Below are 13,149 nucleotides of genomic sequence, written 5' to 3'. Positions count from 1 at the left end.
GAGGCAACGACGTTTTGTCATCCATTCGATAGATCGCCCTGCAGGCTGCCGTATTGCATTGTCCCCAAAACCAACCCTCCCGGCCCAACCACCCCAAATGCCGGTCAGACTTCCTATGCCAAATCATCGTCTCTTCCAGCCTGCCGTCGCGTCTCTCACGCTGCTGGCCCTGGGATTGAGCTCATGCAGCACGGGATTTTACAAGAAATGGGCTGACAAAGAGACCTATGGCATCCTCCGCAAAAAAGCCAGCAAGGTGCCAAATTCAGGGCAGGCGTTTCTAGACATTACTCCACCGCCACCGGTGAGGATGGAGGAACTCCGCAAAAACATGAAGAAGGAGGAGTTTCTGGGGGACCGCGCCTACTTGGAGGAGAATGCACGCGTGATCAGTCTGGCTGAGGCCTTGGACTACGCAGTGCATCGTAATCGCACCTATCTGGTCCAAAAGGAAACGGTCTACCTTGCCGCGCTGAACCTCACCCTCGTCCGGCAGCAGTACGGCCCCATCATTTCAGGCAGCGGCTCCACCACCAAGGCCAGCACCGATGCGGTCGCCGGCATCAACAATCTGGTCCGCACCTCCACGCTCACCACCACCGGAAATCTGGGGTTTTCCGCGCTCACTCGCACAGGGACCTTGCTGGCCACAAACCTGACCACCAATTTTGTGCGGTTCTTCACTGGAGGCAAAGACAGCGGCATCTCCCAGCTCGGCTTCTCCCTGGCGCAGCCGCTCCTCAGCGGTGCCGGCTATCTCTCCGCCTCGGAAGTACTCACTCAAAGTGAGCGCAGTGTCCTCTACGCGATTCGTACCTTTGCCCAGTATCGCAAATCCTTCGCTGTGGACATCGCCGCCCAGTACTACGGCGTCATCCAGTCCCGCGAGACCGCGCGCAATGCTTACCTCGCCTTCAAAGCCTTTGATTTTGTCGTGGCTCGTGAGACCGCCATGCAGAAGGAGAATGCCGCCAACAGCACCAAGTCTTCCGTCTTTCGTCTCGTTCAGTCCCGCATCGTGTTTGAGCGTTCATGGATCAGCGCCATCCGCGACTACGAGCAGGCATTGGATGACCTGAAGGTTAATCTCGGACTGCCCGTCACCGAGCGTTTCGTCGTGGACTACAAGGACAAGGACGCCCTCCAGATCATCGAATCCCCCGGCACGCTGGATGAGGCCATCTCCATCGCCATGACCAACCGTCTCGACATCTGGAACCTGCGGGATCAAGTGGAGGACACCAGTCGGCGCGTTCTCATCGCCAAGCAGCAGGCGCTCCCAAGTGTCAACGCCCTGGTCAACTACAACATGCTCGACAACCCGGATCGCAACGACTTCACAATCGAGCCCCGCAACAAGAGCTACAGCGTGGGCCTGAACACCGATCTCAACCTCAATCAAAAGCCTGAGAGAAATATCCTGCGCTCATCCATCGTCGCCGAGCAGCAGGCCAGACGTGCCCTCGATCTCTTTGAAGAAAACACCCGCAGCGATGTCCGCACCGGCTGGCGTGATTTGCAGCTCGCCCGCAAGCAGTACGAACTCGCCAAGCTGGGCATGGAGATCAGCACGCAGCGTCTGGAGGTCGAAGAAGCCTTCAACGCCGAAGGCCTCGGCACCGCCATCAATCTCGTCGATGCCCAGCGCGACATGAACACCACGCGAAACCTCATGGTTTCCACCACCATCAATCACACGCTCGTCCGTCTCCGCCTCTGGCGGGACATGGGAGTGCTGTTCATTGAGAAAGACGGCGGCTGGGTGGACGTATTGAACAAGGAGAAGCCAAAAGGAGAATGAAGAAGGGAACATCCAACACAGGAATCATCATCGCAGGCGTCAGCGTCCTCGCTGTCGTCGGCTGGTGGAGCATGTCCGGCGGTGGCGCTGCAGCTGAAAAGGTGCCCACGCGCATTGTGCAGCGTGGCCCGCTCGAGATCACCGTGCTCCAGGGCGGGGAAATACGCGCCTTGCAAAACAATGAGGTGAAGAGCGAAATCGAAATCCCCACCAAAATTCTCAGCCTCATTCCTGAAGGTTATCTGATCAGCGAGGAAGACGTCAAAGATGGCAAGGTCTTGATCGAACTCGACAGCACCGACCTCAAAACCAAGATCGAGACCCACGAGATCGACTTTCAGACCACGGTTTCAAACTACATCGACGCCGATGAGAACCGCGAGATCCAGAAAAGTGAAAACCAAACTCTGGTCCGCGACGTGAAGCAGGTTGCCATCTTCGCCCTCATGGACTTTGAAAAGTACCTCGGGCGCGAAGTCACCGGCGCTATTCTCACCACGGCAGGTCTGCCCCCGGACGTGGATGCCTTTGAAAAATACGCGGATGTCCTAGAGACTCAGGCCAACGCCCAAGTTTCTTCGGAGGCGGCCCTCGCCAAACGCGGTGCCAATGCCAAGCCCGGCGTGGCCAAAAAAACAATTGCAGCACCTCCGGTCAGCGAAATGATCAACTTCACTCCCTTCCTTGAACAGAAGGCGCAGAGTGATGGTGAGGCCCAGCAGAAGCTGCGGCAGCTCGAGGACGATCTGTTGCTGCACCGCTCGGAACTGGCCCTCGCCAAGCAGAAGGTGGAATCCTCCAAGCGTCTCGCGGAGAAAAAATTCGTCACCTCCGCCCAGATGGAGAATGACTTGGTGGGCTTCGAAAAAGTGCAGCTCTCCGTGAAAACTTCGGAAACGGCGCTCGCCTTGTATAAAAAGTACGAATTCAGCAAGCATTGCGCCACCTACCTCGCCGCCTATCGTGAGGCGCTCAACAAGCTGCAGCGCACCATCCGCGCCAATCGCTCCCGCATGGCCCAGGCGGAGACCCGGTTCAGCACCGCCAAGCGGCGCTATGAAATGGAGCTCGCTCAGCGTGAAAACTTGGAGCTCCAGCTCAAGGCCTGCGTCATCAAGGCCCCGCAGCCCGGCTTGGTCGCCTACGGCGATTTGAACGCCAGCTCATCCTACAACTACAACAACAGCATCGAAGAAGGAGCCACGGTCCGCCTGCGTCAGACCTTGCTCACCATTCCGGACATGAGCCAGATGGGTGTCCGCGTCAACGTTCATGAATCCCAGATCAAAAAGGTGCGCATCGGCCAGCCCGTCAAAGTCCGCGTCGATGCCGAACCCGGCAAGGAGCTGGATGGTCGCGTTGCCGAACTCGCCGTGCTACCAGACTCCAGCAGCAGCCGTTACACGCCCAATCTGAAAGTCTATCCCTGCACCATTCACATCAACGGCTACCACCCCTGGATGAAGCCGGGTATGAACGCCAAGGTCGAGATCATCGTCGATCAACTGGCCGATGTGCTCTACGTCCCGGTTCAGTCCATTGAGGTCGATCAGGATCATCATTTCTGCTACATCAGCAACAACGGCAATCTGGAACGCCGGGAGATCAGCACCGGTCTCTTCAATGATGAATTCATCGAGGTGCGTGATGGTCTGCAGGGCGGCGAAGCCGTGGCCCTGGCACTCCCGAAGAAAGCCGAAACCGACATGGGAGGTGCGGTCAAATCTGAACCTGAAGGCGGTCAGCCCAAAGCCAAACCTTCCAAGCCCAAGGACAAAGCCGTGGCGATCGCCAAACCGTGATGCCGGACACCGATCCCATCATCAAGCTGGTGGACATCTGCAAGAGTTACCAGATGGGGGAGACCACCCAGCACGTGCTGCAGGGCGTCTCACTCTCCATCTATCCTGGAGAATACGTCTGCATCATGGGCCCCTCCGGCTGCGGCAAGTCCACCCTGCTCAATGTCCTCGGTTGTCTCGATCAGCCCACCTCTGGCGACTACTTCCTCGGCGGTCTCAATGTCGCGCATCTTGAGGATGACGATCTCTCCGCCGCGCGGAACAAAAACCTCGGCTTCATCTTCCAGAGCTACAATCTCATCCAGCAGCTCAGCGTCATCGAAAACATCGCCGTGCCGATGTACTATGGCGGCGCGAAAGACTCAGAGATGATCGAAACCGGCACCCGGCTTGCCAGCCAGGTCGGCCTTGAGCACCGCCTCCATCACAAGCCTAACGAACTTTCCGGTGGTCAGCAGCAGCGCGTCGCCATCGCTCGCGCCCTGTCGAACAGCCCGCTCGTCATTCTCGCCGACGAAGCCACTGGCAATCTCGACTCCAAGTCCGGCAAGGAAATCCTCGATCTCTTCGACGATCTCAATCAGCAGGGCAAGACCCTCGTCTTCGTCACCCATGACGAACGCATGGTCCAGCGCTGCACCCGCATCATCCGCCTCCGCGACGGCGTCATCGAACACGACCAGGCCGGCGCCAAAGCCGACCGCCTCCGCGGCAAAGTCATCGGCGAGCACTACGGCCTTGCCGCCTGAATCGGGCAGAGTGAAGTCCACGGTGCCAGGGAGCGCGGGTCTCCGAACCCGCAGCACTCCGCAAGCACCCATCCCTCCGCGCAGCAGTCCGCAGATTCCCTGCGTGGCACGCGCCTCCGCGCATCTGGATCTCTTTGCCATTTGAACTCTCTCCCGCACTGCTGCAATGATCCCATCCCATGGCCCAATACATTGTTCAGCCCGGCGACAATCCCACTCACATCGCGAATTCTTTTGGCATGACGCTGGATCGCTTTCAAGAGCTGAACCCCGCGCTGGTTGATTGGGGTTCCGGGAAATGGAAGGTGCTGTTTCCGGGCCAGATCGTGACCATCGACGGCGGTGGAGATTACGCAGCGCCTGAAACCGCTGCGGCTGCTCCCACAAATTTTGCGGCACCGCCGCCTTGGATGCAGATCGCCATCATGGAAGTGGGCGTGCAGGAGTGGGCGGGAGCAGCAGACAATCCGCGCATTCTGGAGTATCTGCGGAGCTGCGGGATCAGCGGCAATCTGCTGCACGATGAAACCGCCTGGTGCGCCGCTTTCGTGAACTGGTGCGTGAAGAATTCCGGCTACCAGCCCCGCGGCAGCGCCAAAGTTTCCGACTGGTGGAGCTGGGGCCGCCCGGTGGTCGCGACCTACGGTGCCATCTGCATCTTGCAGCCCCTCACAGTGGATCAGGCCGGCAGCGGCCACATCGGATTCCTGCACGCACAGGACGCCACCAACGTCTGGCTCCTCAGCGGCAACTCCCACAATCAGGTGCGCATCTCCGCCTATCCAAAGTCCAAACTGATCCCCAACGCCCCATTTCGCTGGGCATTTTGAGGGATGCTCAAGGCTTCATGTCTGTGACATGCTTGATCAGCAATCCAGAAAAAGGAAGCATGCCGTGCATCCCTGCCATTCAAGATGCGCGCGTGACGCAGCGCAGGTAGGGAAACGCTGTGCGGGTCCGAATTTTCGGGTCTATGGTTTCGCGGGCGCTCAAAAAGGTGCGCCGTCCTTGAAGTGTGGAACGGCGGGAGCGGTGGTTGGTCGGATTGCTGCCATGTCCCAATCTAACGGAGTAAGCTCTGTTTTACCGCCTTTCACGACTTGGGTTCCCTTAGACTCTTCTTCAATCGCTGACGATATCATAACAAGCTCAAGTGAAAACAGGTCTGTTAGTTGACAAGGCATGCGGGCTCTCTGGACCGTAGATACCATGTGGGCGGAGTCACCGAAGCGGATCGGTGATAAGAAGGGAGTGTTGAGCAACCCTGAACACACCACCCACATGGCCAAGCAAACTACCCAAAGCATCAAGACAAACAAGAGCGGCCAAGCGGCGAAGACGACGTTGAGCAGCAAGGAGCCGGCTGCCGCAAGCATCGCGGTGAAGCCGGAAACATCGGCCGCGCAGTCTGCGCCGCTGCCCGAGATCATTCATCTGGGCATCGACGTGCATCTGCGCCAGCACGTGGTCTGCCGCAAGACCGCCGCCGCCACCGTGCAGCCCGCCCAGCGCATGAAGCCGCAGGAACTGGTGGCGCAAGGGCGCGTGGAGTGCGCTGAGCAAACGGCTGCCGCAGCATCTCAAAGATCTGCTTGAGCCGCTGATGCAGGTGCTCGTGAAGCTTGATGAACTCATCGGGCAGCGCGAGGCAGAGATCGAAGCGCGGGCCACGGCAGCGACGTCGCGGCCCAAGGGGCTCGGAGCGCTCACCGAACGCATCATCGAAAACGAAGTGCTCGACTGGACCCGGTTCAACAACCGGCGGCAGGTCAGCAGCTATACCGGGCTGTGTCCCAGCGAGCACAGCAGCGGCGGCAGACGCAGGCAGGGCGGCATTAATAAACATGGCAATCCCCGGCTGCGGCACGCGCTGGTGGAATCGGTGTGGCGGTTCATCCGGCTGCAGCCCGGATGGAAGCGGCTGCTCAAAGTGGTGGAGCGCCTGAAGGGCGATGGCGGCAGAGCTCCGGCCAACAAGAAAAAGATCGCCGTGGCCCTGGCGCGCGAGCTTGCCGTGGACCTCTGGCGGCTCAACACCGGACGCAGCACGCTGGAGGCCCTTGGACTCATCGCAGCAAAGACGGCCGCATGACGCGGTGCTGGTGAGCACGCGAAGTGACTCATCCCCAAACCCGAGTGAACCCATCGCGACATCAAGCCCCAAGACACAGCCACCACCCACACAGCCCCCCTTTCCCCCGAGACCCCTTTGGAACGGCGCGGCGCGCTCGACACCCGTCCTGGTCAGTGAGAGCTGACCGACTCGTAGATGGAGCCGCCGCCCGTTCCTCCAGCCGCAAACGAATGAAGTAACATGCACTGATCCGCAGAGATCACGTGCGGATAGCAGGATGGAAAGCGCTTGAGTCCAGGCGCCCTAGCTGGAGGAAGCCGTCACCAATCCCATCAACAACCCACCCCCGACACGAGGCGAATCACTCGCCGCAGAGGTCCCCAAAAAACGAAAGACAAAGAAAACAACAACACACCTTTGACAGAGCCCTCATAGCAGGATGGGTGTGTTTGGCGACCAAGACACTCATCAACATGCGAATGCCTCTTCGCCAAACCGCCCGACTGCGAGGGCGTAACTATGCCGGTGTGTTTGCTAAACGCTCATAGACGGGCGGGCTGTCGCCACACCCATCCTACGAAGCGGCTCGCTACTTTGAGATCTGAAGGTAAAAAGGTCGCGCCTCCTCACACGATTTCCCAGCCCTTGCGGTAGTCGCGGCGCACCATTTTGTCCGCATTGGCGCTGTTTGGAATCTTGAGCGCGGGCGCATCCCAGATGAGGTTTTCATTCGGGAAGGCGCTCGCAAGGCAGCCGAGAAGCACCGCCTCTGTCAGCGGTCCTGCGTAGTCAAAATTGGCGGAGGGCTTCTTGTCGCCCTTCAGGCAGCAGTCGATGAAGTCTGCCCAGTGGTCACGGGGCTCCAGCTTGGGATAAGCGCCGAATTTGGCAAACTTTTCACGCGGGTACAGCAGCGGTGTGGAGCCGTGCGGGGAGAGCAGCACGCCCTCGGTGCCTAGGTAAATGGTGCCCTGGCCGGGGAACTTGGCCACATCACCCACCAAAGCCATGACTTCTGCCGGCGGACGCGCATCGCCGTCGGTCCAGGTCACCTTCATGGTGTCGCCAGCGGTGTACTTCGTGCCTTTGAAGGTGTATTCCACGACCGCATTGATGGCCCAGTTGTCCTTGTTGGGGACAGGACCGCTGGACTTCACCGAGATCGGAGCGGCGAGATCCAGCGAGCGGAACCAGCCGCTGAACATGTGGCAGCCCATGTCTCCGAGGGTGCCGGTGCCGAAGTCGCGGCGTTTGCGCCATTGGCCCGGATGATCGTAGCCCTGGATGTAGCTGCGCTCGCTCGCCACGCCGAGCCACTTGTCCCAGTTGAAGCCTTCGGGGATCGGATCGCTCTTCGTCGGACGCACTTCAAGATCGCCCCACTTCTTGTTCGAAAACGTGTGGGCTTCCTTCACCTTGCCGATGGCCCCCATCTGAATCAGCGCCACCGCATGGCGTTCCGTGAATGCCGATGAAATCTGGATGCCCATCTGCGTCATCACGCCTTTGTCACGTGCACGCTCCACCATCTGGCGGCACTCCCACAGATTGTGCGCCAGCGGCTTCTGGCCATACACATGCTTGCCCTTCGCGATGGCGGCCAGGCCGATGCTGCCGTGCATGTGGTCAGGCGTGGAAACGTTCACGCTGTCGATGTTGGCAGATTCCTTTTCCAGCAGTTCGCGCCAGTCCTGATACACCTTGATGTTCGGCCATTTTTCCTGCGCTTTCTTGAAGTTGCGGGTGTCCACATCACACACCGCCGTCAGTTCCCACATCGGGTGGTTGGACATGGCGCTCATGTCCGCCATGCTCATGCCCGAGGCGCCGAAGGCCGCATGGCGCAGCTTGCCGTTCGGAGAAGCGGCACGCATCCCGGTGGTGACCCAGGGGGCGGCGAACAGCGTGGCGGCGGACTGACGGATGAAATGGCGGCGTGATTGCATGTGGAATGAATAGGTGGAGCGCGAAAATACGTTGCGCGGCCAGCCCATCTTCCGTTTCTCTTTGCCAAGATATGAACGCCCTCTCCGACCGCCTGCAAGCCATCCGCGACCGCATCACCGCCGCCGCCCAGCGCTGCGGCCGTGATCCTGCTTCGATCGAGCTGCTCGCCGTCTCAAAAACCTTCCCCGTCAAAGCCATCCGCGAAGCCGTGGATGCCGGTCAGCTTCTCTTTGGTGAAAACAAGGTGCAGGAGATCCTCGCCAAAGCCCCGCAGCTTCCCGCGAATCTGCACTGGCATCTCATCGGCCATCTGCAGTCCAACAAAGTGCGCAAAGTCCTGCCGCATGTGAAGGCCATCCACAGCATCGGCTCGCTAGATCTTGCTCGCGATGTGGACCGCATCGCCGGAGAACTCGGCCTCTTTCCCCAGGTTTACATCGAGGTCAATCTGGCCGCCGAAAGCAGCAAGCACGGCTTCAGCGCCGAGCAGCTCCGCGCCAGCCTGGAAGCACTCTATGCGCTCAAGCGCCTCGAAATCCAGGGCCTCATGTGCATTCCGCCCTTCGATGCCGACCCTGCGAAAAGCCGCCCCTACTTCACGCACCTGCGCGAGCTCCGCGACGAACTCGCCCAACGCGGCGGCGCACCGCTCCCGCGCCTCAGCATGGGCATGAGTCACGACTTCGAAATCGCCATCGAAGAAGGCGCCACCATCGTCCGCGTCGGCAGCGCCATCTTTGGTGAACGAACCTACCAGACCGCTGCATGAGCCAGCGTGCCGACAAATGGCTGCACCACGTGCGCGTCTTTAAAACCCGCACCCTCGCCACCCAGGCCTGCGCCCGCGGCAACGTCACCATCGACGGCCAGCCCGTGAAAGCCTCCCGCGATCTCAAACCGACCGACATCCTCGAAGTGGTGCGCGGCGATCTCCGCCTGCGCCTGCGTGTCATCGCCTTCTCTCCCCAGCGCCTCGGCCCGCCCAAAGTCCCCGAGTTTTGCGAAAACCTCACCCCCATCGAGTGGATTCAACGCGCAAGCGAACTCCGCCGCGAGCGTGAGCTCATCCAACCCCGCGCGCATGAAGTTGTCGCCAAACCGGACAAGAAACAACTGCGTGAACTGCGCAAGTTCTGGGAGGAGCAGGGGGAGTGACGAAAGTACTCGTGAGCTTTAGCTCACTCTGGAAAGGTGCCGCTGCTCCCGTGCTAGTCTAAACAAGTGACTGCTGCCAGCTTTTGACTTTGTCAATTTTCCTCCCACTCGTTTGTTTTTTCAGAACCATCAATCTTTCGGTTCCACGACTTCCAGCCGTAATTATAAGCGCACTGGATATATGGTCCACGTATGATCCGAGTGCCGACGGCTTCTGCGTGACGTGATGAATCTACACCAATCTCGTGAACAACGTCAGCCAACGGGAATCGCTCGCCGCCATGATTGCTCGATGATGCGTTGCACCAGACCGCGTCAATGGCTGACTTGAAATCGGGTGCTGACACGAGGTAAATCGTATCAGCGTCGTCCGCCTTACCATACGAACCGTGGAAAATGACCTCGTAAAGATTCATGGCGCATTCTCCGTCAAAAACGCCCGAATGCGAGGGGGTCCGCACGCCTCGTTTTCACAAAAAGTTCTCTAGAGGGGGAATGGGAAACAAGGAAAAGCGGGTGTGGCGCAGTGCTCACTCCGCCTTCGCCTTCCCTTTACCCTTCTTCCCCTTGCCGGGTTTGTCCGACTTGGTGTCCAGCGTAAACGGCGGGTTCTCAAACGGCACGGGATCCATCGTCACGCGTGGATCACCCACGGCCTTGAGTTTCTCCTGCAATTCGGCAGCCATCTTGGCTCTCACGTCCGCATACGCAGGTTCCTTCGCCACATTGATCGTGGAGTCGGGATCTTTGCTGAGGTCATACAGCTCCTCTTCGGGGCGTTTGGCAAAAGCATAGTCAAAGTGCCACTTGTACTGCGAGTCATTGCGATGCTCGATCAGCCAGGCCTTGGCGGGAGAGGAATCCATGTCAGGAAAAGCGGCATAGGTGTCATTCTCCAGCGCGTCCTGTGAAGGGGTGAAGCTGTCGGTCAGCGATTTGTAGTCACCCATGGGCATGCGCTCGGGCTTGAAGTTGTGGATGTAAAGGAAGCCGTCCTTGCGCAGCGCACGCTGCGGGTAGGGGAGGTTGCCTTCCCGGGCGATGCTCACGTGGCGCTCACGCCCTGTGATGACGTAGTCGCGTTCCTTCTCAATCTGGCCGGATTTGCCGGATTTCATCAAGCTCACGAGGCTTTTGCCGTTCACCCCTTCAGGAATCTTGGCCCCACCGATCTCCATGAACGTGGGCGCCAGGTCCATGAGGTTCACGAAGTCCTCAATATACCGTCCGCCCGGCTGTCCCGGCCAGCGGATCGCCAGGGTCACATTCACGCCAAAGTCATAGAGGTTGCACTTGCCGCCGGGGAATCCGGGAGCGCCATGGTCGCCGCTGATGACGATGACGGTGTTGTCATACTCGCCCGCCTCTTCCAGACGCTTGAGGATCACGCCCACCTGCGCATCGAAGGCTTGGATTTCACCCAGGTAGCTGCCGAAGTCCTCGCGGAATTCCGGCACATCGGGCAGGTGCTTGGGCAGCTTGCCCTTCAAGTCGTCCGGATTGATGCCCCACTGCGCCTGCCCGCTGCCCTTGACCCACTTGCGATGCACGTTGGTGGGGCCATGCCAGAAGGCAAACGGCGCGCCTTGGGGGCGGGCGGCCAGGAAGCTGTCAAAATTGCCCCGCACTTCGTCGTAGATCTGCTGCTTCGCCGTTTCCAGCGGCACACCATTGGCGACCATCTTGGTGACCTCTTCAGAGAACTGATTGCAACGCCCGCCACTCTTCTGATACGCAAACTGCTGGCCGCCATACGGCGCGTCCGCAGGCTCGCCGGGACTCCAAACCTTGAAGGACTTGCCGAGGTGGTAGCCCTGGTCCTTGAGCTGCAGCGGGTAGCTCGGGATCGCCGGGTCCCACACCGCACCGTTCAGGATGGCGGCACGTCCGCAGTTGAAGAAATAGCGGCCTGACAGCAGGGAACTCCGGCAGGGCGTGCAGCTTGGCGCGTTCACATAGGCCCGGCGAAACAGCGCACCCTCGCGGGCAATGCGGTCGATGTTCGGCGTCTTCACCACCTGGTTGGGCGAAGGAAATTTCTCGTGCTCTGCGTAGATGCTCGCATAGCGGCCCCAGTCGTCGGCAAAGAGAAAGAGGATGTTCAGCGGCTTGTCAGCCGCAGTGGCGAGGGTGGTCAGGGCTAGGCAGCAAAGAAGAAAACGCATGGCTGCGTCATAACGAGGGCTTGGTGCGTAAACCTTCGCAAAATTAAGCGCATACATGGCAGCGACACCCCGGCATTGCTCAGGAACCTCAAACCATGATTCACTCACTGCTCGATACCACTCAAGTCATCCGCATCCTTGAAATTGAAGGAGTTCCGTTTGAAGTTTGTGTTGAGGCGGTCGCCAGCCATGACCGCAGCACAAACCTGCTCACCGTGCAGCTGCGCGCCTTCCTCCGTGCCGAAAAGCACGATCACATCGGTGAAGTCTCCACTCCCTCCTGGCTGCCCGCCGCACATGCTGTCACCGAGCACGTCAGCGCTGAGGAAGCGCATGAGGTTGCAAACGATGTCCTCGCCAGCTGGCGGCAGAAAGTGGCAGGCTGTCTGCCTCAGTAGCCGGGGACGAACCTCTGTCTTGATGGTTGCACTAAGAACGTTTCACCCCATGAATAGGCGCGCATGAACCACTTTCGAATTCTCTGCCTCACGACCACATTGACGTGTGCCTCCTGCAGCGTCGGGCCAAACTTCAAACTGCCGGATGTGCTGATGCCCTCCAAGTGGAAGAATGGCGGCACTGCCAGCACGGCGGACATCCCCGTCCCCGGTGAATGGTGGAAGCTGTTTGGCTCCTCTGAACTGAACCGGCTGGAAGAACGCGCAATGGAGAACAATCAGGAGCTGCGCAGTGCTCTGGCACGTGTCGAAACCGCTCGCGCGCTAGTCGGCGTGCAGCAGGCGGACTGGTTCCCCCAGCTCGACATGAAAAATGGGATGAATTATGAGCGCCTTTCGCAAAGCTCCTTTGGTGCCAACCTTCCCCCCGGTGTCTCCCTGCCCAAGACGCAACGCCGCCGGTTTCAAAACCTGCTCGAACTGGGCTGGGAATTTGACCTCTGGGGCCGGGTGCGTCGCGGTGTGGAAGGCTCCAAAGCCTCCCAGTTTGCCGCCATGGAGACTCTCTCCGCCAGGCGTCTGACCCTCGCCGCAGAAGTGGCGCGGTTGTACTTCCTAACTCATTCGCTGGATCGTCAGATGCAGGTCGTGATCGGCACGCAGACCTGGCGCGAAGAAGCGCTGAAGCTTCAGGAATCACGCTTCAAAGGCGGCCTGGCGAACGAAATGGACGTGGCCCGCGCCCGGACGGAACTGGAGCTCGCCCGCAACGATCTGGCCGCACTGGAGCGCCAGCGCGGCAATGCCGAAAACGCTCTCGCGGTCATCTGCGGTGAAATCCCTTCGAACTTCCACATCGCCAAGGCCACCAGCCTGCCAAGGCCGCCGAAAGTGCCCGGCGGGCTGCCCTCCACACTCCTGCAGCGTCGGCCTGACATCCGCGCGGCAGAGCAGAAAATGCGTGAGGCGAACGCCAAGGTGGGAGTTTCCACGGCCTCGTTCTACCCGGCCTTCAGCATCGTCGGCAGCGGTGGTCTGGAAAGTATCGGTGCCGAGAA

At 59.7% G+C, this 13,149-nt stretch carries 13 protein-coding genes; 10 read left to right on the top strand and 3 right to left on the bottom strand.

The window, feature by feature from the left end; translation table 11 throughout:
* Nucleotides 1-97: 97 nt before the first annotated feature.
* From WAW39_RS10810 to WAW39_RS10785, 6 genes are all read left to right on the top strand, one after another.
* Nucleotides 98-1,801, top strand: a complete 1,704-nt coding sequence (locus tag WAW39_RS10810) for a TolC family protein (RefSeq protein ID WP_422318619.1) — start codon at nucleotides 98-100, stop codon at nucleotides 1,799-1,801.
* Nucleotides 1,798-3,603 carry an efflux RND transporter periplasmic adaptor subunit gene (locus WAW39_RS10805; protein ID WP_422318617.1) on the top strand — a complete coding sequence of 602 codons (1,806 nt, stop codon included), beginning with the start codon at nucleotides 1,798-1,800 and terminating at the stop codon, nucleotides 3,601-3,603. Before WAW39_RS10810 ends, WAW39_RS10805 begins: the two co-directional genes overlap by 4 nt.
* Entirely contained in the window at nucleotides 3,603-4,352 is a 750-nt protein-coding gene (locus WAW39_RS10800; RefSeq protein WP_422318615.1) for an ABC transporter ATP-binding protein, read from the top strand. Before WAW39_RS10805 ends, WAW39_RS10800 begins: the two co-directional genes overlap by 1 nt.
* 179 nt (nucleotides 4,353-4,531) lie before the next feature.
* Nucleotides 4,532-5,182, top strand: a complete 651-nt coding sequence (locus WAW39_RS10795) for a C40 family peptidase (protein WP_422318613.1) — start codon at nucleotides 4,532-4,534, stop codon at nucleotides 5,180-5,182.
* A gap of 451 nt (nucleotides 5,183-5,633) precedes the next feature.
* A complete protein-coding gene (locus WAW39_RS10790) occupies nucleotides 5,634-5,948 on the top strand; it encodes a hypothetical protein (RefSeq protein WP_422318611.1) in 315 nt (104 codons plus the stop codon).
* Nucleotides 5,949-5,955: 7 nt separating this feature from the next.
* The gene (locus WAW39_RS10785; protein WP_422318609.1) at nucleotides 5,956-6,444 is read left to right on the top strand and encodes a transposase; all 489 of its coding nucleotides are present in this window, start codon (nucleotides 5,956-5,958) and stop codon (nucleotides 6,442-6,444) included.
* 608 nt (nucleotides 6,445-7,052) lie between these two features.
* Here the strand turns inward: WAW39_RS10785 and WAW39_RS10780 are convergent.
* A complete protein-coding gene (locus WAW39_RS10780; RefSeq protein ID WP_422318607.1) occupies nucleotides 7,053-8,372 on the bottom strand; it encodes a Gfo/Idh/MocA family protein in 1,320 nt (439 codons plus the stop codon).
* A gap of 71 nt (nucleotides 8,373-8,443) precedes the next feature.
* Here WAW39_RS10780 and WAW39_RS10775 point away from each other — a divergent pair, with 71 nt between their 5' ends.
* Both WAW39_RS10775 and WAW39_RS10770 read left to right on the top strand, forming a co-directional pair.
* Nucleotides 8,444-9,142, top strand: coding sequence for a YggS family pyridoxal phosphate-dependent enzyme (locus tag WAW39_RS10775; protein WP_422318605.1), 699 nt, complete (start codon nucleotides 8,444-8,446; stop codon nucleotides 9,140-9,142).
* Nucleotides 9,139-9,528 (top strand): RNA-binding S4 domain-containing protein, encoded by a 390-nt coding sequence (locus WAW39_RS10770; RefSeq protein ID WP_422318603.1) that lies wholly within the window; start codon nucleotides 9,139-9,141, stop codon nucleotides 9,526-9,528. Before WAW39_RS10775 ends, WAW39_RS10770 begins: the two co-directional genes overlap by 4 nt.
* A 92-nt stretch (nucleotides 9,529-9,620) precedes the next feature.
* Here the strand turns inward: WAW39_RS10770 and WAW39_RS10765 are convergent, their stop codons facing one another.
* Both WAW39_RS10765 and WAW39_RS10760 read right to left on the bottom strand, forming a co-directional pair.
* Nucleotides 9,621-9,944: a hypothetical protein gene (locus WAW39_RS10765; RefSeq protein ID WP_422318602.1), complete on the bottom strand. Its 324-nt coding sequence runs from the start codon at nucleotides 9,942-9,944 to the stop codon at nucleotides 9,621-9,623.
* Nucleotides 9,945-10,058: 114 nt separating this feature from the next.
* On the bottom strand, nucleotides 10,059-11,693 hold the full coding sequence (locus WAW39_RS10760) for a sulfatase (protein ID WP_422318600.1): 1,635 nt from the start codon (nucleotides 11,691-11,693) through the stop codon (nucleotides 10,059-10,061).
* 95 nt (nucleotides 11,694-11,788) lie between these two features.
* Between WAW39_RS10760 and WAW39_RS10755 the strand changes: the two genes are divergently transcribed.
* Together WAW39_RS10755 and WAW39_RS10750 are read left to right on the top strand one after the other, a co-directional pair.
* The gene (locus tag WAW39_RS10755) at nucleotides 11,789-12,091 is read left to right on the top strand and encodes a hypothetical protein (RefSeq protein WP_422318598.1); all 303 of its coding nucleotides are present in this window, start codon (nucleotides 11,789-11,791) and stop codon (nucleotides 12,089-12,091) included.
* Between the two features lie 63 nt (nucleotides 12,092-12,154).
* Nucleotides 12,155-13,149: efflux transporter outer membrane subunit (locus tag WAW39_RS10750; protein ID WP_422318596.1), on the top strand; the 995-nt coding region annotated here is incomplete at its 3' end.

Origin of the sequence: Prosthecobacter sp., assembly GCF_049294395.1 — a bacterium.
Classification (GTDB): Bacteria; Verrucomicrobiota; Verrucomicrobiia; order Verrucomicrobiales; family Verrucomicrobiaceae; genus Prosthecobacter.
The sequence above is the reverse complement of the archived record's forward strand: the minus strand, read 5'-3'. Positions and strand labels throughout refer to the sequence as shown.

Excerpts from the sequence above, each read along its gene's own strand:
- WAW39_RS10805 (WP_422318617.1), top strand. The coding sequence starts at position 1,798 with ATGAAGAAGGGAACATCCAACACAGGAATCATCATCGCAGGCGTCAGC.
- WAW39_RS10795 (WP_422318613.1), top strand. The coding sequence starts at position 4,532 with ATGGCCCAATACATTGTTCAGCCCGGCGACAATCCCACTCACATCGCG.
- WAW39_RS10800 (WP_422318615.1), top strand. The coding sequence starts at position 3,603 with ATGCCGGACACCGATCCCATCATCAAGCTGGTGGACATCTGCAAGAGT.
- WAW39_RS10765 (WP_422318602.1), bottom strand. The coding sequence starts at position 9,944 with ATGAATCTTTACGAGGTCATTTTCCACGGTTCGTATGGTAAGGCGGAC.
- WAW39_RS10755 (WP_422318598.1), top strand. The coding sequence starts at position 11,789 with ATGATTCACTCACTGCTCGATACCACTCAAGTCATCCGCATCCTTGAA.
- WAW39_RS10770 (WP_422318603.1), top strand. The coding sequence starts at position 9,139 with ATGAGCCAGCGTGCCGACAAATGGCTGCACCACGTGCGCGTCTTTAAA.
- WAW39_RS10810 (WP_422318619.1), top strand. The coding sequence starts at position 98 with ATGCCGGTCAGACTTCCTATGCCAAATCATCGTCTCTTCCAGCCTGCC.
- WAW39_RS10790 (WP_422318611.1), top strand. The coding sequence starts at position 5,634 with ATGGCCAAGCAAACTACCCAAAGCATCAAGACAAACAAGAGCGGCCAA.
- WAW39_RS10775 (WP_422318605.1), top strand. The coding sequence starts at position 8,444 with ATGAACGCCCTCTCCGACCGCCTGCAAGCCATCCGCGACCGCATCACC.
- WAW39_RS10785 (WP_422318609.1), top strand. The coding sequence starts at position 5,956 with ATGCAGGTGCTCGTGAAGCTTGATGAACTCATCGGGCAGCGCGAGGCA.
- WAW39_RS10760 (WP_422318600.1), bottom strand. The coding sequence starts at position 11,693 with ATGCGTTTTCTTCTTTGCTGCCTAGCCCTGACCACCCTCGCCACTGCG.
- WAW39_RS10780 (WP_422318607.1), bottom strand. The coding sequence starts at position 8,372 with ATGCAATCACGCCGCCATTTCATCCGTCAGTCCGCCGCCACGCTGTTC.